At 72.8% G+C, this 25,772-nt stretch carries 28 protein-coding genes; 22 read left to right on the top strand and 6 right to left on the bottom strand.

What is annotated here, in order from left to right; genetic code table 11:
- Positions 1-84 precede the first annotated feature (84 nt).
- Positions 85-3,624, top strand: a complete 3,540-nt coding sequence (gene dnaE, locus ACN9M0_RS08965) for a DNA polymerase III subunit alpha (protein ID WP_366039500.1) — start codon at positions 85-87, stop codon at positions 3,622-3,624.
- Positions 3,625-3,697: 73 nt separating this feature from the next.
- Here dnaE and ACN9M0_RS08960 read toward each other — a convergent pair whose 3' ends face one another.
- On the bottom strand, positions 3,698-3,871 hold the full coding sequence (locus ACN9M0_RS08960) for a hypothetical protein (RefSeq protein WP_191094710.1): 174 nt from the start codon (positions 3,869-3,871) through the stop codon (positions 3,698-3,700).
- 253 nt (positions 3,872-4,124) lie between these two features.
- Between ACN9M0_RS08960 and ACN9M0_RS08955 the strand changes: the two genes are divergently transcribed.
- Genes ACN9M0_RS08955 through ACN9M0_RS08940 form a run of 4 tightly spaced genes read left to right on the top strand, consistent with a single transcriptional unit; the run spans position 4,125 to position 8,010 of the window.
- Positions 4,125-5,468 (top strand): NYN domain-containing protein, encoded by a 1,344-nt coding sequence (locus ACN9M0_RS08955; RefSeq protein WP_366039499.1) that lies wholly within the window; start codon positions 4,125-4,127, stop codon positions 5,466-5,468.
- Between the two features lie 20 nt (positions 5,469-5,488).
- Entirely contained in the window at positions 5,489-6,460 is a 972-nt protein-coding gene (locus ACN9M0_RS08950) for an ABC transporter ATP-binding protein (protein ID WP_366039559.1), read from the top strand.
- A gap of 49 nt (positions 6,461-6,509) precedes the next feature.
- Positions 6,510-7,337: an ABC transporter permease gene (locus ACN9M0_RS08945; protein ID WP_399696450.1), complete on the top strand. Its 828-nt coding sequence runs from the start codon at positions 6,510-6,512 to the stop codon at positions 7,335-7,337.
- 34 nt (positions 7,338-7,371) lie between these two features.
- Entirely contained in the window at positions 7,372-8,010 is a 639-nt protein-coding gene (locus ACN9M0_RS08940) for a DUF2567 domain-containing protein (RefSeq protein WP_366039498.1), read from the top strand.
- 33 nt (positions 8,011-8,043) lie between these two features.
- On the opposite strand, the gene ybaK is transcribed toward ACN9M0_RS08940, so the two are convergent.
- The 4 genes from ybaK to ACN9M0_RS08920 form a co-directional block, all read right to left on the bottom strand.
- The gene (gene ybaK / locus ACN9M0_RS08935; protein ID WP_366039497.1) at positions 8,044-8,541 is read right to left on the bottom strand and encodes a Cys-tRNA(Pro) deacylase; all 498 of its coding nucleotides are present in this window, start codon (positions 8,539-8,541) and stop codon (positions 8,044-8,046) included.
- Positions 8,542-8,579: 38 nt separating this feature from the next.
- Positions 8,580-9,317 (bottom strand): LON peptidase substrate-binding domain-containing protein, encoded by a 738-nt coding sequence (locus ACN9M0_RS08930; protein ID WP_366039496.1) that lies wholly within the window; start codon positions 9,315-9,317, stop codon positions 8,580-8,582.
- 10 nt (positions 9,318-9,327) lie between these two features.
- Positions 9,328-10,407: a hypothetical protein gene (locus ACN9M0_RS08925; protein ID WP_426403396.1), complete on the bottom strand. Its 1,080-nt coding sequence runs from the start codon at positions 10,405-10,407 to the stop codon at positions 9,328-9,330.
- A 105-nt stretch (positions 10,408-10,512) separates the two neighbouring features.
- The gene (locus tag ACN9M0_RS08920) at positions 10,513-12,144 is read right to left on the bottom strand and encodes an oxidoreductase (protein ID WP_366039493.1); all 1,632 of its coding nucleotides are present in this window, start codon (positions 12,142-12,144) and stop codon (positions 10,513-10,515) included.
- Positions 12,145-12,338: 194 nt separating this feature from the next.
- Between ACN9M0_RS08920 and hisD the strand changes: the two genes are divergently transcribed.
- The 10 genes from hisD to ACN9M0_RS08870 all read left to right on the top strand — a co-directional run bounded on the left by hisD (position 12,339) and on the right by ACN9M0_RS08870 (position 20,004).
- On the top strand, positions 12,339-13,679 hold the full coding sequence (gene hisD, locus ACN9M0_RS08915; protein ID WP_426403395.1) for a histidinol dehydrogenase: 1,341 nt from the start codon (positions 12,339-12,341) through the stop codon (positions 13,677-13,679).
- Positions 13,676-14,782, top strand: a complete 1,107-nt coding sequence (locus ACN9M0_RS08910) for a histidinol-phosphate transaminase (RefSeq protein WP_366039491.1) — start codon at positions 13,676-13,678, stop codon at positions 14,780-14,782. The genes hisD and ACN9M0_RS08910 overlap by 4 nt, the downstream gene beginning before the upstream one ends.
- The gene (gene hisB / locus ACN9M0_RS08905) at positions 14,779-15,372 is read left to right on the top strand and encodes an imidazoleglycerol-phosphate dehydratase HisB (RefSeq protein ID WP_030211590.1); all 594 of its coding nucleotides are present in this window, start codon (positions 14,779-14,781) and stop codon (positions 15,370-15,372) included. The genes ACN9M0_RS08910 and hisB overlap by 4 nt, the downstream gene beginning before the upstream one ends.
- A 2-nt stretch (positions 15,373-15,374) precedes the next feature.
- Positions 15,375-15,539 carry a hypothetical protein gene (locus tag ACN9M0_RS08900; protein WP_015032910.1) on the top strand — a complete coding sequence of 55 codons (165 nt, stop codon included), beginning with the start codon at positions 15,375-15,377 and terminating at the stop codon, positions 15,537-15,539.
- Positions 15,536-16,183 carry an imidazole glycerol phosphate synthase subunit HisH gene (hisH, locus tag ACN9M0_RS08895; protein ID WP_399696446.1) on the top strand — a complete coding sequence of 216 codons (648 nt, stop codon included), beginning with the start codon at positions 15,536-15,538 and terminating at the stop codon, positions 16,181-16,183. The genes ACN9M0_RS08900 and hisH overlap by 4 nt, the downstream gene beginning before the upstream one ends.
- Positions 16,180-16,908, top strand: a complete 729-nt coding sequence (priA, locus tag ACN9M0_RS08890) for a bifunctional 1-(5-phosphoribosyl)-5-((5-phosphoribosylamino)methylideneamino)imidazole-4-carboxamide isomerase/phosphoribosylanthranilate isomerase PriA (protein ID WP_366039489.1) — start codon at positions 16,180-16,182, stop codon at positions 16,906-16,908. The genes hisH and priA overlap by 4 nt, the downstream gene beginning before the upstream one ends.
- On the top strand, positions 16,905-17,303 hold the full coding sequence (locus ACN9M0_RS08885) for a RidA family protein (protein ID WP_366039488.1): 399 nt from the start codon (positions 16,905-16,907) through the stop codon (positions 17,301-17,303). Before priA ends, ACN9M0_RS08885 begins: the two co-directional genes overlap by 4 nt.
- Positions 17,300-18,055 (top strand): imidazole glycerol phosphate synthase subunit HisF, encoded by a 756-nt coding sequence (gene hisF, locus ACN9M0_RS08880; RefSeq protein ID WP_366039487.1) that lies wholly within the window; start codon positions 17,300-17,302, stop codon positions 18,053-18,055. The genes ACN9M0_RS08885 and hisF overlap by 4 nt, the downstream gene beginning before the upstream one ends.
- Positions 18,056-18,172: 117 nt before the next feature.
- Entirely contained in the window at positions 18,173-18,769 is a 597-nt protein-coding gene (locus ACN9M0_RS08875; protein ID WP_366039486.1) for a helix-turn-helix domain-containing protein, read from the top strand.
- A complete protein-coding gene (locus ACN9M0_RS08870) occupies positions 18,766-20,004 on the top strand; it encodes an MFS transporter (RefSeq protein ID WP_399696445.1) in 1,239 nt (412 codons plus the stop codon). The genes ACN9M0_RS08875 and ACN9M0_RS08870 overlap by 4 nt, the downstream gene beginning before the upstream one ends.
- On the opposite strand, the gene ACN9M0_RS08865 is transcribed toward ACN9M0_RS08870, so the two are convergent.
- On the bottom strand, positions 20,001-20,636 hold the full coding sequence (locus tag ACN9M0_RS08865) for a TIGR03085 family metal-binding protein (protein ID WP_366039484.1): 636 nt from the start codon (positions 20,634-20,636) through the stop codon (positions 20,001-20,003). The two genes, ACN9M0_RS08870 and ACN9M0_RS08865, sit on opposite strands and share 4 nt — an antisense overlap.
- Before the next feature lie 84 nt (positions 20,637-20,720).
- Here ACN9M0_RS08865 and hisI point away from each other — a divergent pair, with 84 nt between their 5' ends.
- From hisI to trpM, 7 genes are all read left to right on the top strand, one after another.
- Complete coding sequence (hisI, locus tag ACN9M0_RS08860; protein WP_366039483.1) at positions 20,721-21,086, top strand: phosphoribosyl-AMP cyclohydrolase; 366 nt, start codon at positions 20,721-20,723, stop codon at positions 21,084-21,086.
- Positions 21,087-21,097: 11 nt separating this feature from the next.
- Complete coding sequence (locus tag ACN9M0_RS08855) at positions 21,098-22,615, top strand: anthranilate synthase component I (protein WP_366039482.1); 1,518 nt, start codon at positions 21,098-21,100, stop codon at positions 22,613-22,615.
- Positions 22,616-22,629: 14 nt separating this feature from the next.
- On the top strand, positions 22,630-23,280 hold the full coding sequence (locus ACN9M0_RS08850) for a TIGR02234 family membrane protein (protein WP_366039480.1): 651 nt from the start codon (positions 22,630-22,632) through the stop codon (positions 23,278-23,280).
- A 179-nt stretch (positions 23,281-23,459) separates the two neighbouring features.
- The gene (locus ACN9M0_RS08845; protein ID WP_366039479.1) at positions 23,460-23,714 is read left to right on the top strand and encodes an HGxxPAAW family protein; all 255 of its coding nucleotides are present in this window, start codon (positions 23,460-23,462) and stop codon (positions 23,712-23,714) included.
- A gap of 305 nt (positions 23,715-24,019) precedes the next feature.
- Complete coding sequence (locus tag ACN9M0_RS08840) at positions 24,020-24,478, top strand: DUF2752 domain-containing protein (protein WP_426405291.1); 459 nt, start codon at positions 24,020-24,022, stop codon at positions 24,476-24,478.
- Between the two features lie 149 nt (positions 24,479-24,627).
- Positions 24,628-25,437: an indole-3-glycerol phosphate synthase TrpC gene (gene trpC, locus ACN9M0_RS08835; RefSeq protein WP_366039478.1), complete on the top strand. Its 810-nt coding sequence runs from the start codon at positions 24,628-24,630 to the stop codon at positions 25,435-25,437.
- A 64-nt stretch (positions 25,438-25,501) separates the two neighbouring features.
- Positions 25,502-25,717: a tryptophan biosynthesis modulator TrpM gene (gene trpM / locus ACN9M0_RS08830; RefSeq protein WP_399696594.1), complete on the top strand. Its 216-nt coding sequence runs from the start codon at positions 25,502-25,504 to the stop codon at positions 25,715-25,717.
- The last annotated feature ends 55 nt before the right edge of the window (positions 25,718-25,772 follow it).

Genomic DNA, 25,772 nt, shown 5'->3' with positions numbered 1-25,772 from the left:
GTCAGCCCGGAGACGTAGACTTCCACGCTGTCCCCCCAGACTGTCCGCAGCCTGTCTCTCAGCGTTTCCCGGAGGCCTCCCGCCGTGACCAAGCCGCCTTTCACGCACCTCCACGTCCACACCCAGTACTCGCTGCTGGACGGTGCCGCGCGGCTGAAGGACATGTTCAACGCGTGCAACGAGATGGGCATGACCCACATCGCGATGTCCGACCACGGCAACCTGCACGGGGCGTACGACTTCTTCCACACCGCGAAGAAGGCCGGGGTCACGCCGATCATCGGCATCGAGGCGTACGTCGCCCCGGAGTCCCGGCGGAACAAGCGGAAGATCCAGTGGGGCCAGCCGCACCAGAAGCGGGACGACGTCTCCGGCTCCGGCGGTTACACCCACAAGACGATCTGGGCGGCCAACGCCACCGGACTGCACAACCTCTTCAAGCTCTCCTCCGACGCGTACGCCGAGGGCTGGCTGCAGAAGTGGCCCCGGATGGACAAGGAGACCATCTCCCAGTGGTCCGAGGGCCTGATCGCCTCCACCGGCTGTCCCTCCGGCGAGCTGCAGACCCGTCTCCGCCTCGGCCAGTTCGACGAGGCCCTGAAGGCCGCCTCCGAGTACCAGGACATCTTCGGCAAGGACCGGTACTTCCTGGAGCTGATGGACCACGGCATCGAGATCGAGCACCGGGTCCGCGACGGGCTCCTGGAGATCGGCAAGAAGCTCGGCATCCCGCCGCTGGTCACCAACGACTCGCACTACACCTACGCGCACGAGGCCGGCGCGCACGACGCCCTGCTCTGCATCCAGACCGGCAAGAACCTCTCGGACCCGGACCGCTTCAGGTTCGACGGCACCGGCTACTACCTGAAGTCGACGGACGAGATGTACGCCGTCGACTCCTCGGACGCCTGGCAGGAGGGCTGCCGCAACACCCTCCTCGTCGCGGAGCAGATCGACACCTCCGGCATGTTCGAGGCCAAGAACCTCATGCCGAGGTTCGACATCCCCGAGGGCTACACCGAGGTCACGTGGTTCCGCGAGGAGACCATGCGCGGCATGCACCGCCGCTTCCCCGGAGGCATCCCGGACGACCGCCTCAAGCAGGCCGAGTACGAGATGGACACCATCATCTCGATGGGGTTCCCCGGCTACTTCCTCGTCGTCGCCGACTTCATCATGTGGGCGAAGAAGCAGGGCATCGCCGTCGGCCCCGGCCGAGGCTCCGCGGCCGGCTCGATCGTCGCGTACGCCATGGGCATCACCGACCTCGACCCGATCCCGCACGGCCTGATCTTCGAGCGCTTCCTCAACCCCGAGCGCATCTCGATGCCCGATGTCGACATCGACTTCGACGAGCGCAGGCGCGTCGAGGTGATCCGGTACGTGACCGAGAAGTACGGCGCCGACAAGGTCGCCATGATCGGCACGTACGGAAAGATCAAGGCGAAGAACGCCATCAAGGACTCCGCGCGCGTCCTCGGCTACCCGTACGCCATGGGCGACCGGCTCACCAAGGCCATGCCCGCCGACGTCCTCGGCAAGGGCATCGACCTCAACGGCATCACCGACCCCTCGCACCCGCGCTACAGCGAGGCCGGCGAGATCCGCGCGATGTACGAGAACGAGCCGGACGTCAAGAAGGTCATCGACACCGCCCGGGGCGTCGAGGGCCTGGTCCGCCAGATGGGCGTGCACGCCGCCGGCGTGATCATGTCCAGCGAGCCGATCGTCGACCACGCACCGATCTGGGTGCGGCACACGGACGGCGTCACCATCACGCAGTGGGACTACCCGCAGTGCGAGTCGCTCGGCCTGCTGAAGATGGACTTCCTCGGCCTGCGCAACCTCACGATCATGGACGACGCCGTCAAGATGGTGAAGTCCAACAAGGGGATCGACATCGATCTCCTCGCGCTGCCGCTCGACGACGCGAAGACCTTCGAACTGCTCCAGCGCGGTGACACCCTCGGTGTCTTCCAGTTCGACGGCGGGCCGATGCGCTCGCTGCTGCGGCTGATGAAGCCCGACAACTTCGAAGACATCTCCGCCGTGTCCGCCCTGTACCGGCCGGGCCCGATGGGCATGAACTCGCACACGAACTACGCCCTGCGCAAGAACGGCCAGCAGGAGATCACCCCGATCCACCCCGAGCTGGAGAAGCCGCTCGAAGAGGTGCTCGCGGTCACCTACGGCCTCATCGTGTACCAGGAGCAGGTGCAGAAGGCCGCCCAGATCATCGCCGGCTACTCGCTCGGCGAGGCCGACATCCTCCGCCGCGTCATGGGCAAGAAGAAGCCCGAGGAGCTGGCGAAGAACTTCACCATCTTCCAGGCCGGAGCCAAGAAGAACGGCTACAGCGACGAGGCCATCAAGGCCCTCTGGGACGTCCTGGTCCCCTTCGCCGGCTACGCCTTCAACAAGGCGCACTCCGCCGCGTACGGCCTTGTCTCCTACTGGACCGCCTACCTCAAGGCCAACCACCCGGCCGAGTACATGGCGGGACTGCTCACCTCGGTCAAGGACGACAAGGACAAGTCCGCGGTCTACCTCAACGAGTGCCGCCGCATGGGCATCAAGGTCCTGCCGCCCAACGTGAACGAGTCCGAGTCGAACTTCGCCGCCCAGGGCGACGACGTGATCCTCTTCGGCCTCTCCGCCATCCGTAACGTCGGCACCAACGTCGTCGAGTCGATCATCAAATCGCGCAAGGCCAAGGGGAAGTACTCCTCCTTCCCCGACTTCCTCGACAAGGTCGAGGCCGTCGTCTGCAACAAGCGGACCGTCGAGTCGCTGATCAAGGCCGGCGCCTTCGACGAGATGGGCCACACCCGCAAGGGCCTGGTCGCCCACCACGAGCCCATGATCGACAACGTGGTGGCGGTCAAGCGCAAGGAGGCCGAGGGACAGTTCGACCTGTTCGGCGGGATGGGTGACGAGGCGAGCGACGAGCCCGGCTTCGGCCTCGACGTCGAGTTCTCCGACGTCGAGTGGGAGAAGTCGTACCTGCTCGCCCAGGAGCGCGAGATGCTCGGCCTCTACGTCTCCGACCACCCGCTCTTCGGCATCGAGCACGTCCTGTCCGACAAGACGGACGCGGCGATCTCCCAGCTGACCGGCGGCGAGCACGGCGACGGCGCGGTCGTCACCATCGGCGGCATCATCTCCGGCCTCCAGCGCAAGATGACCAAGCAGGGCAACGCCTGGGCGATCGCCACCGTCGAGGACCTGGCCGGCTCCATCGAGTGCATGTTCTTCCCGGCCACCTACCAGCTGGTCTCCACCCAGCTCGTCGAGGACACGGTCGTCTTCGTCAAGGGACGCCTCGACAAGCGCGAGGACATCCCCCGCCTCGTCGCCATGGAGCTGATGGTCCCCGACCTGTCGAACGCCGGGACCAACGCGCCGGTGATCCTCACCATCCCGACGGTCAAGGTGACCCCGCCGATGGTCAGCAGGCTCGGCGAGATCCTCAAGCACCACAAGGGCAACACCGAGGTGCGGATCAAGCTCCAGGGCCCCCGGACCACGACCGTGCTGCGGCTCGACCGGCACCGGGTGCAGGCCGATCCGGCGCTCTTCGGCGACCTGAAGGTGCTGCTCGGCCCGTCCTGCCTGGCCGGCTGACCCGGCTCCTTTAGCACGCGCAAGGGGCGCGCCCGTCGTCACGGGCGCGCCCCTTTGCCGTATGCGAAGACCGTCAGTTGTGGCCGAAGCGCTTCTGACGGCCCTTGCGCGCCATGTCACCCGGAGTGACCTGACTGGCACGCTGCTCGGCCTGGGACTCCATCGCCGACTGCTGCGCCTGCTGGGCGCCGCGCTCGGCCGGCGACTGCTGCTTCTGACTGCGGTTCTGGTTGCGGTTCTTGGCCATGGGGATGCCTCCTCAAAGGGACCTAGGGGCCAGGGCCGCTGTCAGACTCACATACGGCACGAACCGCCGCATGTTGGATCATTACGGAGCGTGAGAGCCCGGCGGGACGTGACATCCGCCACGCCGATGATCCAGTTCCGGCCGTCAAGCCCCCGGCGTTCGGGCAGACTCGAAGGAAACCCGAAGCACCTTCCGTTCCCGATTCCGATCCTGATCCCGATCCCGAGTCCGACCCCGAGGCTCCCGAAAGAGGGTGGAACACGTGGACCGCTGCGTCGTCCTGGTGGACGCCGGCTACCTGCTGGGCGCCGCCGCCAGTCTCCTCGCCGGGGAACCGGCCCGCTCCAGGATCACCGTCGACCACGCCGGGCTGATCCAGCAGCTGCGGCAGCGCGCCGAGGCCGAGACCGCACTGCCCCTCCTGCGGATCTACTGGTTCGACGGCGCGCCCGACCGGGTGCCCCAGCCCGAGCACCGCAGACTGCGCGTCATGCCCCGGGTCACCGTCCGGCTGGGTGCTCTGACCAGGAGCGACGGGCGCTGGGCGCAGAAGGGCGTCGACGCGGCCATGCACACCGAGCTCACCGAGCTCGCCAGGAACAGGGCCTGCTCCGACATCGTGCTCGTCACCGGCGACGGCGACCTGCTGCCCGGTCTCATGTCGGCCAAGGAGCACGGCGTCGCCGTCCACCTCTGGGCCGTCCAGGCCGCCGACGGCGACTACAACCAGTCCGAGGACCTCGTCGCCGAGGCCGACGAGCGGCGGGTCCTCGACCGGGCCTGGATCACCCGCGCCGTCCGCGCCAAGGACCTCACCGGCATCTGTACGCCGCCGCCCGCCCCGCGCCCGGAGATCGCCGCCATCCTCTCCGCCCCGCTGCCCGAGGCGGCCCTCGCCGCCTCCGCCGAACGGGCCGCCGAGGCGGCCGCCGCCGCGGCCGTACGGAACGGGGGACCGGTCCCCGCCGACGCGGCCGGCAACGGCGGCCACGAGCACGCCCACACCAACGGTCACGTCCACGACGACGAGCACGTCCACGGCGCGGGCGTCCCCGCCCCGGCGACGGGCAAGGGCGTCCCCACCCCCAAGGACCTGGCGGGACTGCGCGGCCCCGGTGTCCCGGGCGCCTCGGCCGCCCCGGTCCCGCAGGGCGCGAGCGCGCTCCGCTGGTCCTCCGACCGGGGCTGGGTCGAGCGCCCCGCGCCCTCCCTCGGCGAACCGGCCGAGACCGCCACCCTGCCCACCCTCGCCGCGCTCACCAGCGCGGAGCAGCGCTGGGCCGACCGCGAGGAGGACATCACCACCGTCGGCGGCGACCCCTTCGAGGTCGGACAGGTGTTCGCCCGCCGCTGGATGGAACGGCTCCCCGAGCAGAGCCACGTCCAGAAGCTGTCCACGCTCTACCCGCGCATCCCGCACCGCATCGACGGCGAACTCCTCCGCTACGCCGCCCGTTTCGGACTTCTCGCCCACAAGGACGACCAGATCGACGAGCACGACCGCTACGCGATCCGGGCGGGATTCTGGCGCGAGATCGACGTCCGGGCCGCCGCCGAACACGCCCCCGCGCCCGGAGCAGGCCCGGCGACCCCGTAGGCTCTTCCCCCGTGAGTACGGTGTGCGTGGTGCGGGATCTGGTCAAGACGTACCCCGCCACGCGCGGCAGGCGCGGCGCGCCCGCGACCCCCGAGGTGCGCGCCACCGACGGGATCAGCCTCGACGTGCGCGGCGGCGAGATCTTCGGCCTGCTCGGGCCCAACGGCGCCGGCAAGTCCACCCTCGTCCGCCAGCTCACCGGGCTCATGCGCCCCGACTCCGGCACCGTCGAACTCCTCGGCCACGACCTCGTGCGCCACCCCGAGCGGGCCGCCCGGCTCCTCGCCTACCTCGGCCAGGAGTCCACCGCCCTCGACGAGCTGACCGTCTCCCTCGCCGCCGAGACCACCGGACGCCTGCGCGGCCTCACCGCCGCCGACGCCCGCGCCGAGCGGGACGCCGTCCTGGCGGAGCTCGGGCTCGGCGAGATCGCCGGCCGCCCCCTCAAGAAGCTCTCCGGCGGACAGCGGCGGCTCGCCTGCTTCGCCGCCGCGCTCGTCGGCCGCAGGCCCGTCCTCGTCCTCGACGAACCCACCACCGGCATGGACCCCGTCGCCCGGCGCGCCGTCTGGGCCGCCGTCGACCGGCGCCGCGCCGAGCACGGCACCACCGTGCTCCTCGTCACCCACAACGTCATCGAGGCCGAGACCGTCCTCGACCGGGTCGCCGTCATCGACCGCGGCCGGGTCATCGCCTGCGACACCCCCGCCGGACTCAAGGAGCGCGTCGCCGGCGAGGTCCGCGTCGAGCTGGTGTGGCGCGACGCGCCGCCGCTCCACCTGCCCGAGGTCGCCGCCCTGCGCGGACTCGCCCAGGAGACCGGACGCCGCTGGCACCTCCGGCTCGCCCCCGACGCCGCCCGCACGGCCGTGGCCACCGTCACCGGCGGGGCCGCGTTCGCCGCGCTCGACGACTTCACCCTGGCCACGCCCAGCCTGGAGGACGTGTACCTCGCCCTGGGCGGCGCGACCGAGGGACTGGTGAAGGCGTGACCCGACACCCCTCTCACGTACCGCACGTCACCCTCAGGAGCTGTACGCAGTGAGCACCCTGCCCGCCGAGGCCCTGCCGACCGGCGCGCTCCCGGCCCGGTCCCGCGGCGACGAGGACGGCGCCGCGCCCCTCGCCCCCCGCGCCCGGCTCCTTCCGGCCCTGGCGGCCGTCTACCGCGCGCAGCTCTCCCGCGCCCGCGTCGCCCGCATCCCGCTGCTCTTCGTCGCCACCTTCCAGTCGATCGGGATCATGGTCCTGATGCGCGGGGTCGTCGACGGCGGCTCCGAGGCGCGCGCGGTCGTGGCCGGCTCCACCGTCCTCGTCGTCGCCTTCGTCGCGCTCAACCTGCTCGCCCAGTACTTCGGGCAGCTGCGGGCCGGCGGCGGCCTCGACCACTACGCCACCCTGCCCGTGCCGCCCGCCGCCGTCGTGCTCGGCGCGGCCGGGGCGTACGCCTCCTTCACCGCGCCCGGGACCGCCGTCACCGCCGTCGCGGGCTCCGTGCTCTTCGGGCTGCCCCTCGGCCACCTGTGGATCCTCGCCGCCGTCGTCCCGCTCACCGGGGCGGCGCTCGCCGGACTCGGCGCGGCCCTCGGGCTCCTCGCGCCCCGCCAGGAGCTGGCCACCCTCCTCGGCCAGCTCGGCATGTCGGCGGCGCTGCTCCTCGGCGTCCTCCCGGCCGAGCGGCTGCCGGGACCGATCGGCTGGGCGCGGGACCTGCTGCCGTCGACGTACGGCGTGGAGGCCCTGGCCCGCACCTTCGACCCGCACCCCGACTGGGCCGTCGTCGCTCTCGACCTCGCCGTGTGCGGGGCGGTCGGCGTCGTCTCGCTCGCCGTCGCCACCTGGGCCTACCGCCGGGCCGCCGTCCGCTGAGGCGGGCCACAGGGACACCTGGCACGATGGCGGTGTGACCGCACCTCTGACTCCGCCTCACCAGCCGCCGCACGATCCCGACTGGCCCCCGCCGCCTCCGCCGCTGCCCGGCCCGGCCGGGGACCCGATCACGGGGGCCGAGGTCGTGCAGGGCGTCGTGGTGACCCTCGTCTCGGCGGTCGCCGGGGCGCTGCTCGGAGTGCTGTGGCTGAACCTGGCCCCGCGCGTCCTGCTCATCTCGGACGGCAAGGGCGTCTACCTCCGGAACTCGGAGGGGGAGTCGGCGATCGGCGCCGACGGAACGTTTGTGCTGCTCGCGCTGGCCTTCGGCGCGGTCGCCGCGCTCGTCGTCTTCCTGCTGCGCCGCAAGGGCGGCGTCCCGCTCGTGCTCGGCCTGGCACTGGGCGGAGGGCTCGGCTCGCTGCTCGCCTGGTGGATCGGCACGCACTTCGGCCCCACCGGCGACGTCGTCGCCCACGCGAAGGCGGTCGGCCCGAACGTGCCCTTCGAGGCGCCGATCGAACTGAACTTCGCGGCCGCCGCGATGCTGGCCTGGCCGCTCGCCGCCATGATCGTGCACCTCGCGCTGACGGCACTCTTCGGCCCCCGCGACCCGGAACCGGAGTCCTGGGGCCAGCCGAAGCCGTACACTCCCGGCCCGGGAACGCACTGACGGCTCAGGCCCCCCCGGAGGCCGCGCCGGGCGTCAGGCGCGGCCGATCGGGGCCACCACCGCCGAGGTGAGGGCGGCCAGGTCCGCGGGGGAGAGCTCCACCTCCAGGCCGCGGCGGCCCGCCGAGACGCAGACGGTCGCGTGCTCCGAGGCCGAGGAGTCGAGGACGGTACGGAGCCGCTTGCGCTGGCCCAGCGGGGAGATGCCGCCGCGGACGTACCCCGTCGTGCGCTCCGCCGCCGCCGGGTCGGCCATCGCCGCCCGCTTCCCGCCGACCGCCGAGGCCAGCGCCTTCAGGTCCAGCTGGCCCGCCACCGGGACCACCGCGACCGTCAGCTCGCCGTCGACGTCCGCCACCAGCGTCTTGAAGACCCGGTCGGGGGAGACCCCGAGGGCCTCCGCCGCCTCCTCGCCGTACGAGGGGGAGGCCGGGTCGTGCTCGTAGGCGTGCAGGGTGAACGGGGTGCCGGCCGCCGTCAGGGCCACCGTCGCCGGAGTGCCCCCGCCGTTCTTCTTCTGCTTCTTCGCCACGCGCTCTTCCTCGGCTCGGTCCGTCCGGCGGGGCCGGCTCAGTTCGGGTACGTCGGGGTCTGCGTCAGGTCCACCACCGGCAGCGACGGCAGGTGCCGCAGCACCGCGGTCTCCGCGCGCAGCAGCGTCAGCTCCTCGCGCAGCCGCGTCGCCGTGTCCGGCGCCTGGAGCAGCCGCTGCTTCGACGGGGTGTCGAGCACCGCAGCCGCCGCGACCAGGTACGACACGACGGACGGCTCGTCGGGCAGCTCACTCGTCGTCAGCGAACGCTCACGCGCCCCCGCGAGGCGCTTCTGGTAGCTCCGGAAGGCCCGCAGCACCCCCTCGGCGAGCGTGCCGGCCTCCTCGCCCTGCTCCTCGGGGATCTCCTCGACCTCGGCCGACAGGAACGGCCCGCTCGCGTCGACCGACAGCAGCTTCACCCGGGTCGTACCGGTGGCCATCACCTCGAAGCTGCCGTCGGCACGCTCCCGGATCGACGCCGCGTCGGCGATGCAGCCGACCCGGTGGAAGGACTGGATGGGATCGGAGCCGAAGCCCGCCGCCGGGCCCTTCTCCGGCAGCGCCGTCTGGTCCGGCATGCCGGGAGCCGTCGGCGCGACCTCGCGGCCGTCACGGATGGCGACGACGGCGAAGCGGCGCGGCTCCGACTCGTCGATCGTGAGCAGCTCGCGCATCATGGCGCGATAACGCTCCTCGAAGACGTTCAGCGGCAGCACGAGGCCAGGGAACAGCACCGCGTTGAGCGGGAAGAGAGGCAGGCGAGCGGTGGTCACAGCGGTCAGCCTAATGGCCGCCGGGCCCGCCCTGTCCGGCCCGTCCACGACTGGTGCCCCTGAGCGGTGTCCGGCGGGCCAGTTCGCCCCGCGTCCGGTCCCGCTCGGCCAGGAAGCGGAGGAGGGGGTCCCCCCTGTTCGTGCGAAGCCGAGAGCCTGGGGGCGGATCCTCCGGTACGGCGCCCCGCGCGGTTCCCCAGGGGAACGAGGTCGCGTACGGGCCGATCCGCCCGAACTCCTCCCAGGCCTCCTCCCAGCGCCCCCGCTCGACCAGCACGTACGCGAGCAGGTTGCGGACCTCGGCCGGCCACGGGTCGCCCGCGGGGAAGGCCGCCGACAGGGCCAGGGCGCGGACCACCGCACGATCGACCCGGGCGGCCGGCGCGGACCCTTCAGGACCCGGCGGCACCCGGAGCCCGTCGTAGGCCGCGCGGACCGGCAGCGCCCCGACGAGCGAGTCCGGGGCGGCGTCGTCGGCGGCCTGCTCGGCGAAGTCGAAGGCGGCGCGGTACGAGCCGTACCACTGCGCCGAGAGGTACTTCAGCGCGGCGACATGACAGCCGTAGTGGTGCGGGGAGCGGCGCACGGCCTGCTCCCACAGCGATTCGAAGACCGCGTGCCCGGCGTGCGCCCCGCGGGCATGGTCCAGGGCGAGCCGCCACGGCACCGGGTCGTGCGGCGCCGCCCCGGCGATCTCCTCGATCAGCGGTGCGAGCTCGCGCAGCCGCTCGGCCCGCGCCGGGGACTCCCAGGCCCTGCGGACGGCGAGCTGCGCCGTGACGAGGAGGGCGTCGGGATCGCCGGGCGTGGTGGAGAGCCAGCCGGTGAGCCAGTCCTCCCTGCTGTACGCGAAGGTGGCGAGCCGGGTGACGTACCGGTCGCGGTCCTCCCACTCGCAGGCGTCCCGGGTGGTGGCGAGCAGCTTCGCCGCGGGCTCCGGATCGCCGAGGGCGGCGGCGACCAGGGCGGGGGCGAGCCGCTCGTCCGGGGCGTCGAGCAGCACGTCGTCGTCCGGCACGAGCCCCGCGGCGAGCCGCGGGGCGTGCCGGGCCGAGCGGACGGTGCCGAACAGGGCGCGGAGCAAGGACATGGTGTTGTGTATTGTCCCCCGGTCCGGCCCGCCGCCGCAGCCGCGTCACGGGGTCACGACAGCACCCTCACCTCGTGGTGACAGCACCTTCTCACCCCCTTCGCCTCATCCCCTGCTGAGCAGTCGCGTCGCGCCCGCCGCCACCGTCGTCGCGAGGATCCAGCCGAGGAGGATCAGCACCGCCGCCACCCACTGCCAGATGCCCTCCAGGCGCCAGTAGCCGTCCTGGCCGAGATTGATCACGGGCAGCAGCAGGTCGAGCGCGTACAGCGTGCCGTTCCACTCGGGCGCCTCGTCCGCCTTCAGCGCGACCGGGCGGTAGTGGGAGAAGACCACCGTGCCCGCCGCCCACAGCACAGCCATCCACAGGGCCGCCCGGCCCGGCCGGTAGCCGTACGCCACGGTCCAGTCCTGGAGGTACCCCCACAGCTTCCCCGCCAGCGGCAGGGTCTCCCGTCTGCGCCGCTGCTTGGCGAGCAGCACCTCGCGGGCGTCCGCGTCCTCGCCGCTGTTCCGCAGGACCGTCGCGAGCCGCTCGTACGGCTCGGGGGCGTACTCCGGGGTCGCCGCCGCCACCCACTCCAGGCGCCGGGCCAGCGGGAAGTGTCCGTACGGCACGAGGTTCTCGTAGGCGAAGCCGCCCATCGCGAGCCCGCCGGGCCCCGGCCAGCTGGTCGACAGGTCGATCAGGGTGACGACCTTGGCGCCGTTGAGCACGACCCGCCCCTCCTCCGGCCGCTCGCCGTTGAACCGCAGTTCCGGGGTGACGATCCGGCGCAGCGACAGTTCGTCCCGGCGGGCGCCGTCCAGCAGGAACCGGGCGTGGTGCAGGTCCACCGCGTCGCCGAAGCGGCCGTCGTCGAGCCGCACCCCGCCGTGGCACTCGACCGGCTTGCGGCGGGTGCCCAGGGCGGGCGTCACCCCGTACGGCGGGGTGGCCGTCGAACCGCCGCTCGGGTACGCCGAGTTCCCCGACGTGTCCCCGTTCCCGTCCCCGTACACCCAGGCCGCGTTCAGATAGAGCGAGCGCTCCACCGTCAGCTGCGGGGCGTTCAGCGCGCGGCGGCCCTGCGCCCCGCGCAGCACGCTGCCCCGCAGGCTGAGCGAGACCCCCACCTTCGCCCCGCGCAGGCTCAGCTCCCCGTGGGTCTCGATCAGCTCGGCCTGGACGTCCTGGGCGACCACCATGCCGTCCGCCGTGATCGCCCGCCCCCGCCGGTCCGGCCACACCTGGATCTGGTTGATCAGCAGGTCCGTGCCGATCTGCGCGTCCGTCAGCCGGATGCCCCGGCGCACCCGGCAGCGCGGCAGGTGCAGGTCCCCCTCCGTGTGCAGCCGGGCCGCCTCCAGGCGCGGCAGCAGGCACTCGACCATCCGCAGGGTGCCGAACCGGGCCTCGGGCAGCACCACCTCTCCGTCGAACCGGCAGCCGTGCAGCTCCACGTACGGCCCTATCGTCCCGCCCGCCAGGTTCAGCACGCCGGTGATCCTTACCCCGCGCAGCTTCAGCGCGGCCACCCGCCCGGGCCGGGCCGGCGGCCCGGCGAGCAGCAGCAGCGCCACCACGTCGGCGCGGACACTCCGCTCCTCCCCCCACTCCCGTATCCCGAAAGGGTCGTCCCGCTCCGCGATCCCCTCCGTCAGATCGCAGGTCCTGCCGATCCGGAACGCCCGCCACACGGCCCGCTCCGGGCCCGTGAGACCTTCCGGCATCCCGTCCTCGTGCGGCTCGGTCACTGCCGCCCCCTCGCTTTCCACGATCCGCTCCCACGATTCCGCTTTCCGGGATTCGTGGATTCGTACAGCCGTTCTTCCCGCTGAGTGACGGGCTGAACGCTAACGGTCAGCTGTGGCGACAAGACGCCAGTGTGGCGCGTATCAGCCAGTGATACGGGCGTCCGACGCTGTGGGCCGTCTGAGAGAATTGACCCGTGATCTCTCGAATCGATCTGCGCGGCGACACCCTCCCCGAGGGTTCCGCACTGCGCGACCTGCTGCCCCGTGCCGAGTTCGACGTGGAAGCCGCCCTGGAGAAGGTGCGGCCGATCTGCGAGGACGTACGGCATCATGGCGCCGCAGCGGTGATCGACTACGGGGAGAAATTCGACGGCGTCCGCGTCGAGAGCCTGCGCGTCCCCGCCGAGGCGATCAGTCGCGCCCTCGACGAGCTCGACCCGGCCGTCCGCGCCGCCCTCGAGGAGTCCATCCGGCGCGCCCGGCTCGTCCACCGCGAGCAGCGCCGCACCACCCACACCACCCAGGTCGTCCCCGGCGGCACGGTCACCGAGAAGTGGATCCCGGTCGACCGCGTCGGCCTGTACGTGCCGGGCGGGCGCGCGGTCTACCCGTCGTCCGTCGTGATGAACGTCGTCCCGGCCCAGGAGGCCGGCGTCGAGGGCCTGGCCGTCTCCTCGCCGCCCCAGAAGGAGTTCGGCGGCCTGCCGCACCCGACGATCCTGGCCGCCTGCGCCCTCCTCGGCGTCGACGAGGTGTACGCCGCCGGCGGCGCCCAGGCCATCGCCATGTTCGCGTTTGGCACGGAGGGCACCGCCGACGAGCCCGGCTGCGCCCCCGTCGACCTGGTCACCGGCCCCGGCAACATCTACGTGGCCGCGGCCAAGCGCCTCCTCAAGGGCCGCATCGGCATCGACGCCGAGGCCGGCCCGACGGAGATCGCGATCCTCGCGGACTCCACCGCCGACCCCGTGCACGTCGCCGCCGACCTCATCAGCCAGGCCGAGCACGACCCGATGGCCGCCTCCGTCCTCGTCACCGACTCGGACGAGCTGGCCGCCGCCACCGAGGCCGAGCTGAAGACCCAGGTCGCCGCCTCCAAGCACGTCGACGACCGGATCGTCCCGGCCCTCGCCGGCCGCCAGTCCGCGATCGTCCTCGTCCGCGACCTCGCCGACGGCCTCAAGGTCGTCGACGCGTACGGCGCCGAGCACCTGGAGATCCAGACCGCCGACGCCGCCGCCGTCGCCGACCGCGTCCGCAACGCCGGCGCGATCTTCGTCGGCCCCTGGGCGCCGGTCTCGCTCGGCGACTACTGCGCCGGCTCCAACCACGTCCTGCCCACCGGCGGCTGCGCCTGCCACTCCTCGGGCCTCTCCGTGCAGTCCTTCCTGCGCGGCGTGCACATCGTGGACTACACCCGCGACGCCCTCGCCGACGTCGCCCACCACGTCGTCACCCTCGCCGAGGCCGAGGACCTGCCCGCCCACGGCGCGGCGATCAAGGCACGGTTCGGATGGAAGGTCCCCCAGCAGTGACCGGAATCGACGACCTGCCCGTCCGGGACGAACTGCGCGGCAAGTCCCCCTACGGCGCGCCCCAGCTCGACGTCCCCGTCCAGCTGAACACCAACGAGAACCCCTACCCGCTGCCCGAGCCCCTGGTGGCCCGGATCGCGGAGCGGGTCGCCGAGGCCGCCCGCGGCCTCAACCGCTACCCCGACCGCGACGCGATCGAGTTGCGCACCGAGCTCGCCGCCTACCTCACCCGGACCGGCGGACACCGCGTCGGCGTCGAGAACGTGTGGGCGGCCAACGGCTCCAACGAGGTCATCCAGCAGCTGCTGCAGACCTTCGGCGGCCCCGGCCGTACCGCGATCGGCTTCGAGCCCTCGTACTCGATGCACGCCCTGATCGCCCGCGGCACCGGCACCGGCTGGATCTCCGGTCCGCGCAACGAGGACTTCACCATCGACGTCGAGGCGGCCGTCCAGGCCATCGCGGAGAACGCGCCGGACGTCGTCTTCATCACCTCGCCCAACAACCCCACCGGCACCGCCGTCGGGACCGGCACCGTCCTCGCCCTGTACGAGGCGGCCCAGGCGGCGAAGCCCTCGATGGTCGTCGTGGACGAGGCGTACGTGGAGTTCAGCCACCGGGAGTCGCTGCTGCCGCTCCTGGCGGGCCGCCCGAACCTGGTGGTCTCCCGGACCATGTCCAAGGCCTTCGGCGCCGCCGGACTGCGCCTCGGCTACCTCGCCGCCCACCCGGCCGTCGTCGACGCCGTGCAGCTGGTCCGCCTGCCGTACCACCTCTCGGCCGTCACCCAGGCCACCGCGCTCGCCGCCCTGGAGCACACCGACACCCTCCTCGGGTACGTCGAGCAGCTCAAGGCCGAGCGCGACCGGCTCGTCACCGAGCTCCGCGCCCTCGGTTGCGAGGTCACCGACTCCGACGCCAACTTCGTGCAGTTCGGGAAGTTCCCCGACGCGCACGCGGCCTGGCAGCGGATCCTCGACCGGGGCGTCCTGGTCCGGGACAACGGCGTACCGGGATGGCTGCGGGTCACCGCCGGCACCCCCGAAGAGAACGACGCGTTCCTCGACGCGGTCCGTGAATTGATGAAGGAGCAGGAGCGATGAGCCGCGTAGGCCGCGTTGAGCGCACCACCAAGGAGACCTCCGTCGTCGTCGAGATCGACCTCGACGGCACCGGAAAGGTCGACGTGTCGACCGGGGTCGGCTTCTACGACCACATGCTCGACCAGCTCGGCCGGCACGGGCTCTTCGACCTGACGGTCAAGACCGACGGCGACCTGCACATCGACTCGCACCACACCATCGAGGACACCGCCCTCGCCCTCGGCGCCGCCTTCAAGCAGGCCCTCGGCGACAAGGTCGGCATCTACCGCTTCGGCAACTGCACGGTCCCGCTGGACGAGTCGCTCGCCCAGGTCACCGTCGACCTCTCCGGCCGCCCGTACCTCGTGCACACCGAGCCCGAGAACATGGCGCCGATGATCGGCTCGTACGACACGACGATGACCCGGCACATCCTGGAGTCCTTCGTCGCCCAGGCCCAGATCGCGCTGCACGTCCACGTCCCGTACGGCCGCAACGCCCACCACATCGTGGAGTGCCAGTTCAAGGCGCTCGCCCGCGCGCTCCGCTACGCCTCCGAGCGCGACGTCCGCGCCGCCGGAATCCTCCCCTCCACGAAGGGCGCGCTCTAGTCGTGAACGGCCTCTCCACCATCCTGATCGTCGTCGGGCTCTTCCTGCTCGGCGGCATCTACTCCTTCGTCAAGCAGCAGATGCCCAAGGGCCTGATCGTGCTCGTCTCCATCGGCGCCGCGATGTGCCTCTCCGCCGGCGTGCTGCGTCTGGACGTGTGGTCATGAGCACGGCTTCCCCGAAGAAGGTCGTCGTCTTCGACTACGGCTTCGGCAACGTGCGCTCCGCCGAGCGCGCGCTCGCCCGGGTCGGCGCGGACGTCGAGATCACCCGCGACTACGACACGGCCATGAACGCCGACGGCCTCCTCGTCCCCGGCGTCGGCGCCTTCTCCGCCTGCATGAAGGGCCTCAAGGAGGCCCGCGGCGACTGGATCATCGGCCGCCGGCTCTCCGGCGGCCGCCCGGTCATGGGCATCTGCGTCGGCATGCAGATCCTCTTCGCCGAGGGCATCGAGCACGGCGTGGAGACCGAGGGTCTCGACGAGTGGCCCGGTACGGTCGAGCCGTTGAACGCCCCCGTCGTCCCCCACATGGGCTGGAACACGGTCGACGCGCCCGCCGACACCGAGCTCTTCGCGGGCCTCGACGCCGACGCCCGGTACTACTTCGTGCACTCCTACGCGGTGCGCGAGTGGACCCTGGAGGTCGGCAACAAGAACATCCGCGCCCCGAAGGTCACCTGGGCCACCCACGGCGAGCCCTTCGTCGCGGCGGTGGAGAACGGCGCCCTGTGGGCGACCCAGTTCCACCCCGAGAAGTCCGGCGACGCCGGAGCCCAGCTCCTCACCAACTGGATCGGAACCCTGTGAGCACTCTCGAACTCCTCCCCGCCGTGGACGTCCGCGACGGCCAGGCCGTCCGGCTCGTCCACGGCGAGTCCGGCAGCGAGACCTCCTACGGCTCTCCGCTGGAGGCCGCCCTTGCCTGGCAGCGGGCCGGCGCCGAGTGGCTCCACCTGGTCGACCTGGACGCCGCCTTCGGCACCGGCGACAACCGTGACCTGGTCCGCGAGGTCACCGAGGCCATGGACATCAAGGTCGAGCTGTCCGGCGGCATCCGCGACGACGCCTCGCTCGCCGCCGCCCTCGCCACCGGCTGCACCCGCGTCAACCTCGGCACCGCCGCCCTGGAGACCCCCGAGTGGGTCGCCAAGGTCATCGCCGAGTTCGGCGACAAGATCGCCGTCGGCCTCGACGTCCGCGGCACGACCCTGCGCGGCCGCGGCTGGACCCGCGACGGCGGCGACCTGTACGAGACCCTGGCCCGCCTCGACTCCGAGGGCTGCGCCCGGTACGTCGTCACCGACATCGCCAAGGACGGCACCCTCCAGGGCCCCAACCTGGAGCTCCTGAAGAACGTCTGCGCGGCCACCGACAAGCCCGTCGTCGCCTCCGGCGGCGTCTCCTCCCTGGACGACCTTCGGGCCCTGTCCGGCCTGGTCCCGCTGGGCGTCGAGGGCGCGATCGTCGGCAAGGCGCTGTACGCCAAGGCCTTCACCCTCGAAGAGGCGATCGCGGCGGTGGCTGCCGTATGACCGATTCCGTACGCAAGGTCGTCACCGGCGCTCCCTGGGAGGAGCAGTTCGGCTACTCGCGCGCGGTGGAGCTTCCGAACGGTCTGGTCCTGGTCTCCGGCTGTACGTCGGTGGTGGGCGGCCAGATCGCCGGGGGAGGCCCGTACGAGCAGGCGATCAACTCCTTCAACGTGGCCTTCGACGCGCTGAAGAAGCTGGGTCTGGGCGCGGAGCACGTCGTACGGACCCGGATGTACATCACGCACGCCCGGGACGTGGACGAGGTCGGCCGCGCGCACAAGGAGCTGTTCGACGCCGTCCGCCCCGCCGCGTCGATGATCATCGTCTCCGGCTTCGTCGACCCGAGCCTGGTCGTCGAGGTCGAGGTCGAGGCGTACCGGGACGGTGCCCTGTGACGCTCGCCGTACGCGTGATTCCCTGCCTGGACGTGGACAACGGCCGGGTCGTCAAGGGCGTCAACTTCCAGAACCTGCGGGACGCGGGCGACCCGGTCGAGATGGCCAAGCTGTACGACGCCGAGGGCGCCGACGAGCTGACCTTCCTCGACATCACCGCCTCCTCCGGCAACCGGGAGACCACCTACGACGTGGTGCGCCGCACCGCCGAGCAGGTCTTCATCCCGCTCACGGTCGGCGGCGGCGTCCGCTCGGCCGAGGACGTCGACAAGCTGCTGCGGGCCGGGGCCGACAAGGTGGGCGTCAACACGGCCGCCATCGCGCGCCCCGAACTGATCCAGGAGATCGCGGAGCGCTTCGGCCGCCAGGTGCTCGTCCTGTCCGTGGACGCGCGCCGCACCGCGTCGGGCTCCTTCGAGGTGACGACGCACGGCGGCCGCAAGGGCACCGGCATCGACGCCGTCGAGTGGGCGCACCGGGCCGCCGAGCTGGGCGCGGGGGAGATCCTGCTCAACTCGATGGACGCCGACGGCACGAAGGACGGCTACGACACCGAGATGATCGCGGCCGTGCGCAAGCACGTGACGGTCCCGGTGATCGCCTCCGGCGGCGCCGGCAAGCTCGCCGACTTCCCGCCGGCCGTGGCGGCGGGCGCGGACGCGGTGCTCGCGGCCTCCGTCTTCCACTTCGGCGACCTGCGGATCTCGCAGGTCAAGGACGCACTGCGGGAGGCGGGCCACCCGGTCCGCTGACCGGAGGTTCCGCTTCTGGAAGGGCCCCTTCGGGGGCCCTTCTTCTTTCCCGGATGCGCAGGATCAGTTGCGCAATTTCGATTGCGCAAGATTTCTTTCGCATCTATCGTCGGTGTCATGACCTCGTCGGAGAACCGCCGGATCACCGATCTCGGCACCCTCAAAGCCATCTCGCACCCGCTGCGCATGCGCCTCTACCGAGCCCTCTTCGTGGCCCGCACCGCCACCGCCTCCCAGCTCGCCGACCAGGTCGACGAGGCCGTCTCGCTCGTCAGCTACCACCTCCGCAAGCTCGCCGACCACGGCCTCATCGAGGAGGCCGAGACCCAGTCGACGGACGGCCGCGAGCGCTGGTGGCAGCCCGCCTCGTACGGGGTGAGCATCCGCGACGAGGACGTGCGCGACAGCCCGGAACTGGCCGCGGCGAGCGACGCCGTCGGCCGCACCCTCAACGAACAGCGCACCGAACTCCACCGCCGCTACCTGGACGAGCGCCTCACCTGGTCCGACGAGTGGCGCTCCGCCGCGATCAGCTCCGAATGGCTGCCGCGCCTGACCGCCCCCGAGCTCGCCGCCCTCGGCAAGGAGCTCGACGCGCTGCTCAAGAAGTACGACCAGCTGGCCCGCGCCGCCGAGGCCGCCGGCGACACCGAGGGACGCGAGAACGTCGCCGTCCACCTCCACGGCTTCCCCTACCGGGGGACGCCCCGATGACCGCCGCCGTCCTCGCCCCCGACACCCGCCCCGCCCACCGCAACCCCCAGGTGCTGCGCTGGCTCGGCGCCTTCACCGCCTCCACGCTCGGCGACAGCATCTACTACCTCGCGCTCTCCTGGGCCACCGTCAGCAGCGGCACCCCCGCCCAGGCCGGGCTCGTCCTGGCCGTCTCCGCCGTCCCCCGCGCGCTGCTCATGCTCTTCGGGGGAGTGATCGCCGACCGCCTCGGACCCCGCCGGGTCGTCCTCGCCTCCGACACCGTCCGCTGCCTCGTCACCCTCGGCCTCGCCGCGACGCTGTTCCTCGCCTCGCCCGGCCTGTGGATCCTCGCCGCCGTCGCCCTCGTCTTCGGCACCGTCGACGCCCTGTTCCTGCCGGCCGTCGGCGCCCTCCCGCCCCGGATCGCCGAACGTGACCAGCTCACCCGCGTCCAGGGCCTGCGCGGGCTCGCGTACCGCAGCGGCGCCGTCCTCGGCGCCCCACTCGGCGGCCTCGCGGTCGCCGTCGGAGGCCCCGCCACCGCCTTCGGCGTCGCCGGAGTGCTCTTCGCCCTCTCGCTGCCCCTGCTGAGCGCGCTCCGGCTCCGCCCGCTCCCCGCCGCCGACGAGGCCCGCGACGCCACCGCCCTGCGCGACCTCGCCGACGGACTGCGCTACCTGCGCGGGCACCGCCTCCTCGGCCCGCTGATGATCGTCGTGCTCCTCAGCGACCTCGGCTTCGTCGGCCCCCTCAACGTCGGCCTCGCCGTCCTGTCCGCAGAGCGCGGCTGGGGCGCCTCCGGCATCGGCTGGATCCTCGCCGGATTCGGTACGGGCGCGGGCGCCGCCTCCCTGCTCCTGGCCGTGCGCGGGCGCGTCCCGCGCGCCGGGGCCGTCAGCGGCTGGACCATGACGGTCGGCGCCGTCTCCATCGGCGCCCTCGCCTTCACGCCGTACCTGCCCGTCGCCGCCGCCGTCGCCCTGTCCGTCGGCCTGTTCGCCGGACTCTCCGGGGCGCTGGTCAACGCCCTCGTCCAGACCGAGTGCGACCCCGCCTACCTCGGCCGGGTGACCGCCGTCTCCAGCCTCGCGAGCCTGGGCATAGCCCCGCTGTCCTTCCCCGTCACCGGCGCGGCGATCGGCCTGTGGGGCCCCGGCCCGGTCTTCGCCGTGAGCGCCTCGATCTGCGCCCTGGCAGGCGTGTACACCCTCGCGGTCCCGGCCCTCCGCCGCGCCGAACTACCGACCGGCTAGATCCCCAGCTGCTTGGTCTCCCGCAGCCGCTCGATCGCCTCCGGCTCGCCGTCCAGGGCCACCTTCGCCGAGTCCCGGCGGCCGTACAGGTACATCACCAGCTCGCCCGGCTCCCCGGAGGCCGTCACCACCGGGGTGCCGCGGTGGGCGACCGCCGTCTGGCCGTTCGGCCGGCGCAGCACCAGGCCCACCGGAGCCTTGCGGCCGAGGAGCCGGGCCATCCGCTCCAGGCGGGACCAGAGGGCGTCCGCGAAGACCGGGTCGAGCTCGCGCGCCGACCAGTCGGGCTGCGCCCGCCGGACGTCCTCCGCGTGCACGTAGAACTCGACGACGTTCGCCCCCTCGTCCACCTGCTTGATGGTGAAGGGCGAGAACCGCGGCGGGCCCGTCCGGATGAGCTGGATCAGCTCCTCGTACGGCTTCTCGGCGAACTCCGCCTGCACCCGGTCCTGCCGCTCCTTCAGCGCCGGTACGAGGGAGCCGGCCGCCGCGTCCGGGCGCCGCTCCCGCACCACCACATGGGCCGCGAGGTCCCGGGTCCGCCAGCCCTCGCAGAGCGTCGGCGCGTCCGGGCCCGCCGCCTCCAACAGATCGGCGAGCAGAAGCCGTTCACGTTTCGCATGGGTCGACATGCCTGCCAGCGTACGACCGGGGGACGCCGTCCGCCCAGTGGACGCCCCGCCGGACACCGCCTTCGAGCGCGGCACAATATCCCCATGAGCACGCCCCGGACCCCCAGCGACCTCGACCCCGCCATCGCCGCCCGCCTCAAGCGCAGCGCCGACGGGCTCGTCCCCGCCATCGCCCAGCAGTACGACACCGGCGAGGTGCTCATGCTCGGCTGGATGGACGACGAGGCCCTCCACCGCACCCTCACCACCGGCCGCTGCACCTACTGGTCCCGCAGCCGCAACGAGTACTGGGTCAAGGGCGACACCTCCGGGCACGTCCAGCACGTCAGGTCCGTCGCCCTCGACTGCGACGCCGACACCCTCCTCGTCCAGGTCGACCAGGTCGGCGCCGCCTGCCACACCGGCGCCCGCACCTGCTTCGACGCCGACGTGCTCCCCGTATCCCAGTAAGGTCCGGTGCCATGGATCTCGAGACCTTCCGCAAGCTGGCGGCCGACCGCCGCGTCATCCCCGTCAGCCGCAGGCTCCTCGCGGACGGCGACACCCCGGTCGGGCTCTACCGCAAGCTGGCCGCCGAACGCCCCGGAACCTTCCTCCTCGAATCCGCGGAGAACGGCCGCAGCTGGTCCCGCTACTCCTTCATCGGGGTCCGCAGCGACGCGACCCTGACCGTGAAGGACGGGCAGGCGCACTGGCTGGGCACCCCGCCCGTCGGCGTCCCCGTCGACGGCGACCCGCTCGCCGCCCTGCGCGCCACCGTCGAGACCCTCCACACCCCGCGCGACCTCGCCGGATGGGGGTCCCCCCGGCCGAAGGCCGGGGGAATGCCGCCGTTCACCGGCGGCATGGTCGGCTACCTCGGCTACGACATCGTCCGCCGCCTGGAGAAGATCGGCGAGCACGGCCGCGACGACCTGAAGCTCCCCGAGCTGACCATGTTGCTCACCAGCGACCTCGCGGTCCTCGACCACTGGGACGGCTCGGTCCTGCTGATCGCCAACGCGATCAACCACAACGACCTGGAGACCGGCATCGACGAGGCGTACGCGCACGCCGTCGCCCGCCTCGACGCCATGGAGGCCGACCTGGCCCGCCCGGTCGCCACCGCCCCCACCGCGCTCCCGGCCTCCGAGCTCCCCGAGTTCTCCGCCCTCTGGGGCGGCCCGGCCTACCAGGACGCGGTCGAGGACATCAAGGAGCGCATCCGGGCGGGCGAGGCCTTCCAGGTCGTGCCCTCGCAGCGCTTCGAGACCCGCTGCACCGCCTCCGCGCTGGACGTGTACCGGGTCCTGCGGGCCACCAACCCGTCCCCGTACATGTACCTCTTCCGCTTCGAGAACGGCTTCGACGTCGTCGGCTCCTCGCCCGAGGCGCTCGTCAAGGTCGAGGACGGGCGGGCGATGCTCCACCCCATCGCCGGCACCCGGCACCGCGGCGCCACCCCGCAGGAGGACCACGACCTCGCCGAGGAGCTGCTCGCCGACCCCAAGGAGCGCGCCGAGCACCTCATGCTCGTCGACCTCGGCCGCAACGACCTCGGCCGCGTCTGCACACCCGGCTCGGTCGAGGTCGTCGACTTCATGTCGGTCGAGCGCTACTCGCACGTCATGCACATCGTGTCCACCGTCACCGGCGAGGTCGCCGAGGGCCGGACCGCCTTCGACGTCCTCACCGCCTGCTTCCCCGCCGGCACGCTCTCCGGCGCGCCCAAGCCCCGCGCCATGCAGATCATCGAGGAGCTCGAACCCTCCCGGCGCGGCCTCTACGGCGGATGTGTCGGTTATCTCGATTTCGCCGGCGACGCCGACACGGCCATCGCCATCCGTACGGCCCTGCTCCGCGACGGCACCGCGTACGTGCAGGCCGGAGCGGGTGTCGTCGCCGACTCCGACCCGGTCTCCGAGGACGACGAGTGCCGCAACAAGGCCGCGGCGGTACTCCGCGCCGTCCACACCGCCAACCGGATGAACGGCAACTGAGCACGTAGGGGATAGTGGGGTACGTGAGTGCCGTACCCGTACCCCAGCCCCGGGCCGCCCGCGCGGCCGTCCCCACCGGCGGCCGCCGCAGCCTGGCCGCGGCCCTCCTCCTCGGCGCCCTCGGCGCCACCGTCGTCCTCCTCTCGGCCGGCCAGATCTGGGCCGAGGGCACGGCGTCCGTCGGCGGCGGGAGCGTCCCCGTCGAGGCCGACGGCGGCGCCGTCACCGGCGTGCCCACCGCCCTCGCGATCGTGGGCCTCGCCGCGCTCTTCGCCGTCTTCGCCGTCCGCCGCACCGGCCGCACGCTCGTCGCCGCGCTCCTCGCGCTCAGCGGCGCGGGCGCGGCGCTCGCCGCGTTCCTCGGCGCCTCCGACAGCGACGCGCTCGACGCCGAGGCCGCCCGGATCAGCGGCGACACCGCCGCCGCCGTCGCGGGCCTCAGCCACACCGTCTGGCCGTACGTGACCGCCGCGGGCGCCGTCCTCATCCTGCTCGCCGGCCTCTTCGCCCTCCGCTTCGGCAAGAACTGGCCGGCGATGGGCGGCCGCTACGAGCGCTCCGGCACCCCCCGCGCCGGCCGCAAGGCCCCGACGACCGACCCGGACCGGCCCGAGGACCTCTGGAAGGCCCTGGACCGCGGCGAGGACCCGACGCGCGGCGAATGACGCGGGACGGGGGACCTGCCCGTCGGTCCTCCGAGGACGACCGACGGCGGTCCGAACGCGACGCGTGATCGTCCCGGCACCCCCGATTCACCCTCGCGCGCCCGCGTACGGGACAATGAGGGCCGAGTGTCCGCGCACGCGAGACCTCACCATCGAGCAACTGCAACGAGGAGCAACTCATGGCGGGCAGCGCCCACGGACACACCCCGGCCGCCTGGACCGGTGTCATCATCTCCTTCATCGGCTTCTGCATCGCCGGCGTCTTCATGGTGGCCGCCAACCTGCCCGGCTTCTGGGCCGGCATGGGCGTCATCGTCCTCGGCGGCATCGTCGGCGGTGCGATGAAGGCGGCAGGCCTCGGCATGCCGAAGGAGTCGGCGGACGTCACCGCCGCCCGCGAGACCGCGACCGCGACCGCCCGGGCCCGCGCCTGACGCGACACGACGCATCCGAGGGCGCAGTCCGGCCGTGCCGGGCTGCGCCCTCGCGCGTCAGGGGCGAGAATCACCGGGTGGACGCGCAGCCGACGGCCGGAGCCGTGACCGACGATTCCCCCACCCAGCCGGGTGGACCCGCCTGCCCGAATGCCGCCGCGCCGGCGCCGGACGTGCCGGGGGAGGGGGACACCGCCGCACCACCCCCCGAAGCCGCCGCGCCGCTCGTACGGCCGGGCTACGACGGCCGGCCCGGCGCGCCGCTCGTACCGCCGGGCGCACCGCTCGTCCCGCCGGAGGGGCGCCTGCCGGCGGCGCCCGGTGGCTGGTCCGGGGTGTACGTCCCGGCGCCGCCGACCCCGCCGCGGTCGCTCGCGCGGCGGCTGGCCGCACCGGTCGCCACCCTCGCCGGGGTCGTCGCCGCGTTCGCCTACGTCGGGGCCGTCGACCCCAACGAACCCGGGCACTACCCCGTCTGCCCACTCCTCCGCTTCACCGGCATCTACTGCCCCGGCTGCGGCGGGCTCCGCAGCGCCCACGCCTTCGCCCACGGCGACCTCCCGGCCGCCCTCGGCGCCAACGCCCTCGCCGTCGTCGGCTACGGAATCTTCGCCGTCGTCATGGCCGTCTGGCTGATTCGTGCCGTCCGCGGGGTGCCCATGCGCCTCGCGGTCTCCCCGGTCTGGTGGTGGGGGATCGGGGCCGTCCTCGCCCTGTTCACCCTGGTCCGGAACCTTCCCTTCGGCTCCGCGCTGGCTCCCTGAGAGCCCCCAGCGGGCCCGCGGGGACCCCGTCGGGAGTCCCAGCAGGTGGGACGCGACTCCGGCCGATGCGATTCCGGGGCCGTCCTGCGGATAGGATCGAAGTGGCTGAACCTGGTTCATCATCACCGTCCCGGAAGGGGGCCCCTCGCGTGAGTGTGCTCGACGAGATCATCGAAGGCGTACGCGCCGACCTCGCAGAGCGGCAGGCGCGGGTCACCCTCGACGAGCTCAAGGAGCGCGCCGCCAAGGCGCCGCAGGCCAAGGACGGCGTCGCCGCACTGCGCGGCGACGGCGTCAAGGTGATCTGCGAGGTCAAGCGCTCCAGCCCGTCCAAGGGCGCGCTCGCCGCGATCGCCGACCCGGCCGGACTCGCCGCGGACTACGAGGCGGGCGGCGCCGCCGTCATCTCCGTCCTCACCGAGCAGCGCCGCTTCGGCGGCTCGCTCGCCGACCTGGAGGCCGTCCGCGCCCGGGTCGACATCCCGGTGCTGCGCAAGGACTTCATCGTCACCGCGTACCAGCTCTGGGAGGCACGGGCGTACGGAGCGGATCTCGCGCTCCTCATCGTCGCCGCCCTGGAGCAGGAGGCGCTCGTCTCCCTCATCGAGCGTGCCGAGTCCATCGGGCTGACCCCGCTGGTCGAGGTCCACGACGAGGACGAGGTCGAGCGCGCCGTCGACGCGGGCGCCCGCATCATCGGCGTCAACGCGCGCGACCTCAAGACCCTGACGGTCGACCGCTCCACCTTCGAGCGCGTCGCCCCCGAGATCCCCGACCACATCGTCAAGATCGCCGAGTCCGGCGTCCGCGGCCCGCACGACCTCATCGCCTACGCCAACGCGGGCGCCGACGCGGTCCTGGTCGGCGAGTCCCTCGTCACCGGCCGCGACCCGAAGGCCGCCGTCGCCGACCTCGTCGCCGCCGGCGCCCACCCGGCCCTCCGCCACGGCCGGAGCTGACCGAGCCATGACCCCCCGCCACGACACGCCGACCACCCGGGGCACCGCCCCGGGCCCGGTCGGCATGCCGTCGGCGGCCTCCGTGGGGCGGCGCCGCCGGCTGCGTACCGCCGCGTCCGTCCCCGCCCACGCCCCGCTGGCCCGCGGCTGCCGACCGCGTGGCTGCCGTGCGCCCGCCCGCCGTGTCCACGGCCGCCGGGTGCGGTACGTCATCGGCTCGGAGCCGGGCCAGGTCAACGGCATGCGATGGCGCCCGCGCCTCGCGCGCACCTTCACGTAAACGCCACCCCCGTGTGGGCAATCGTTCCGCAGGGCGGAACGGGTGGGCACACGGG

It is taken from the genome of Streptomyces sp. R-07, assembly GCF_049913175.1.
Taxonomy (GTDB): domain Bacteria; phylum Actinomycetota; class Actinomycetes; order Streptomycetales; family Streptomycetaceae; genus Streptomyces.
This window is presented reverse-complemented; position numbering and strand designations above follow the sequence as displayed.

Excerpts from the sequence above, each read along its gene's own strand:
- hisI (WP_366039483.1), top strand. The coding sequence starts at position 20,721 with ATGAGCACGCCCCGGACCCCCAGCGACCTCGACCCCGCCATCGCCGCC.
- ACN9M0_RS08845 (WP_366039479.1), top strand. The coding sequence starts at position 23,460 with ATGGCGGGCAGCGCCCACGGACACACCCCGGCCGCCTGGACCGGTGTC.
- ACN9M0_RS08875 (WP_366039486.1), top strand. The coding sequence starts at position 18,173 with ATGACCTCGTCGGAGAACCGCCGGATCACCGATCTCGGCACCCTCAAA.
- ACN9M0_RS08885 (WP_366039488.1), top strand. The coding sequence starts at position 16,905 with ATGACCGATTCCGTACGCAAGGTCGTCACCGGCGCTCCCTGGGAGGAG.
- ACN9M0_RS08855 (WP_366039482.1), top strand. The coding sequence starts at position 21,098 with ATGGATCTCGAGACCTTCCGCAAGCTGGCGGCCGACCGCCGCGTCATC.
- ACN9M0_RS08870 (WP_399696445.1), top strand. The coding sequence starts at position 18,766 with ATGACCGCCGCCGTCCTCGCCCCCGACACCCGCCCCGCCCACCGCAAC.
- ACN9M0_RS08925 (WP_426403396.1), bottom strand. The coding sequence starts at position 10,407 with ATGTCCTTGCTCCGCGCCCTGTTCGGCACCGTCCGCTCGGCCCGGCAC.
- ACN9M0_RS08865 (WP_366039484.1), bottom strand. The coding sequence starts at position 20,636 with ATGTCGACCCATGCGAAACGTGAACGGCTTCTGCTCGCCGATCTGTTG.
- ACN9M0_RS08960 (WP_191094710.1), bottom strand. The coding sequence starts at position 3,871 with ATGGCCAAGAACCGCAACCAGAACCGCAGTCAGAAGCAGCAGTCGCCG.
- trpM (WP_399696594.1), top strand. The coding sequence starts at position 25,502 with ATGCCGTCGGCGGCCTCCGTGGGGCGGCGCCGCCGGCTGCGTACCGCC.
- hisB (WP_030211590.1), top strand. The coding sequence starts at position 14,779 with ATGAGCCGCGTAGGCCGCGTTGAGCGCACCACCAAGGAGACCTCCGTC.
- hisH (WP_399696446.1), top strand. The coding sequence starts at position 15,536 with ATGAGCACGGCTTCCCCGAAGAAGGTCGTCGTCTTCGACTACGGCTTC.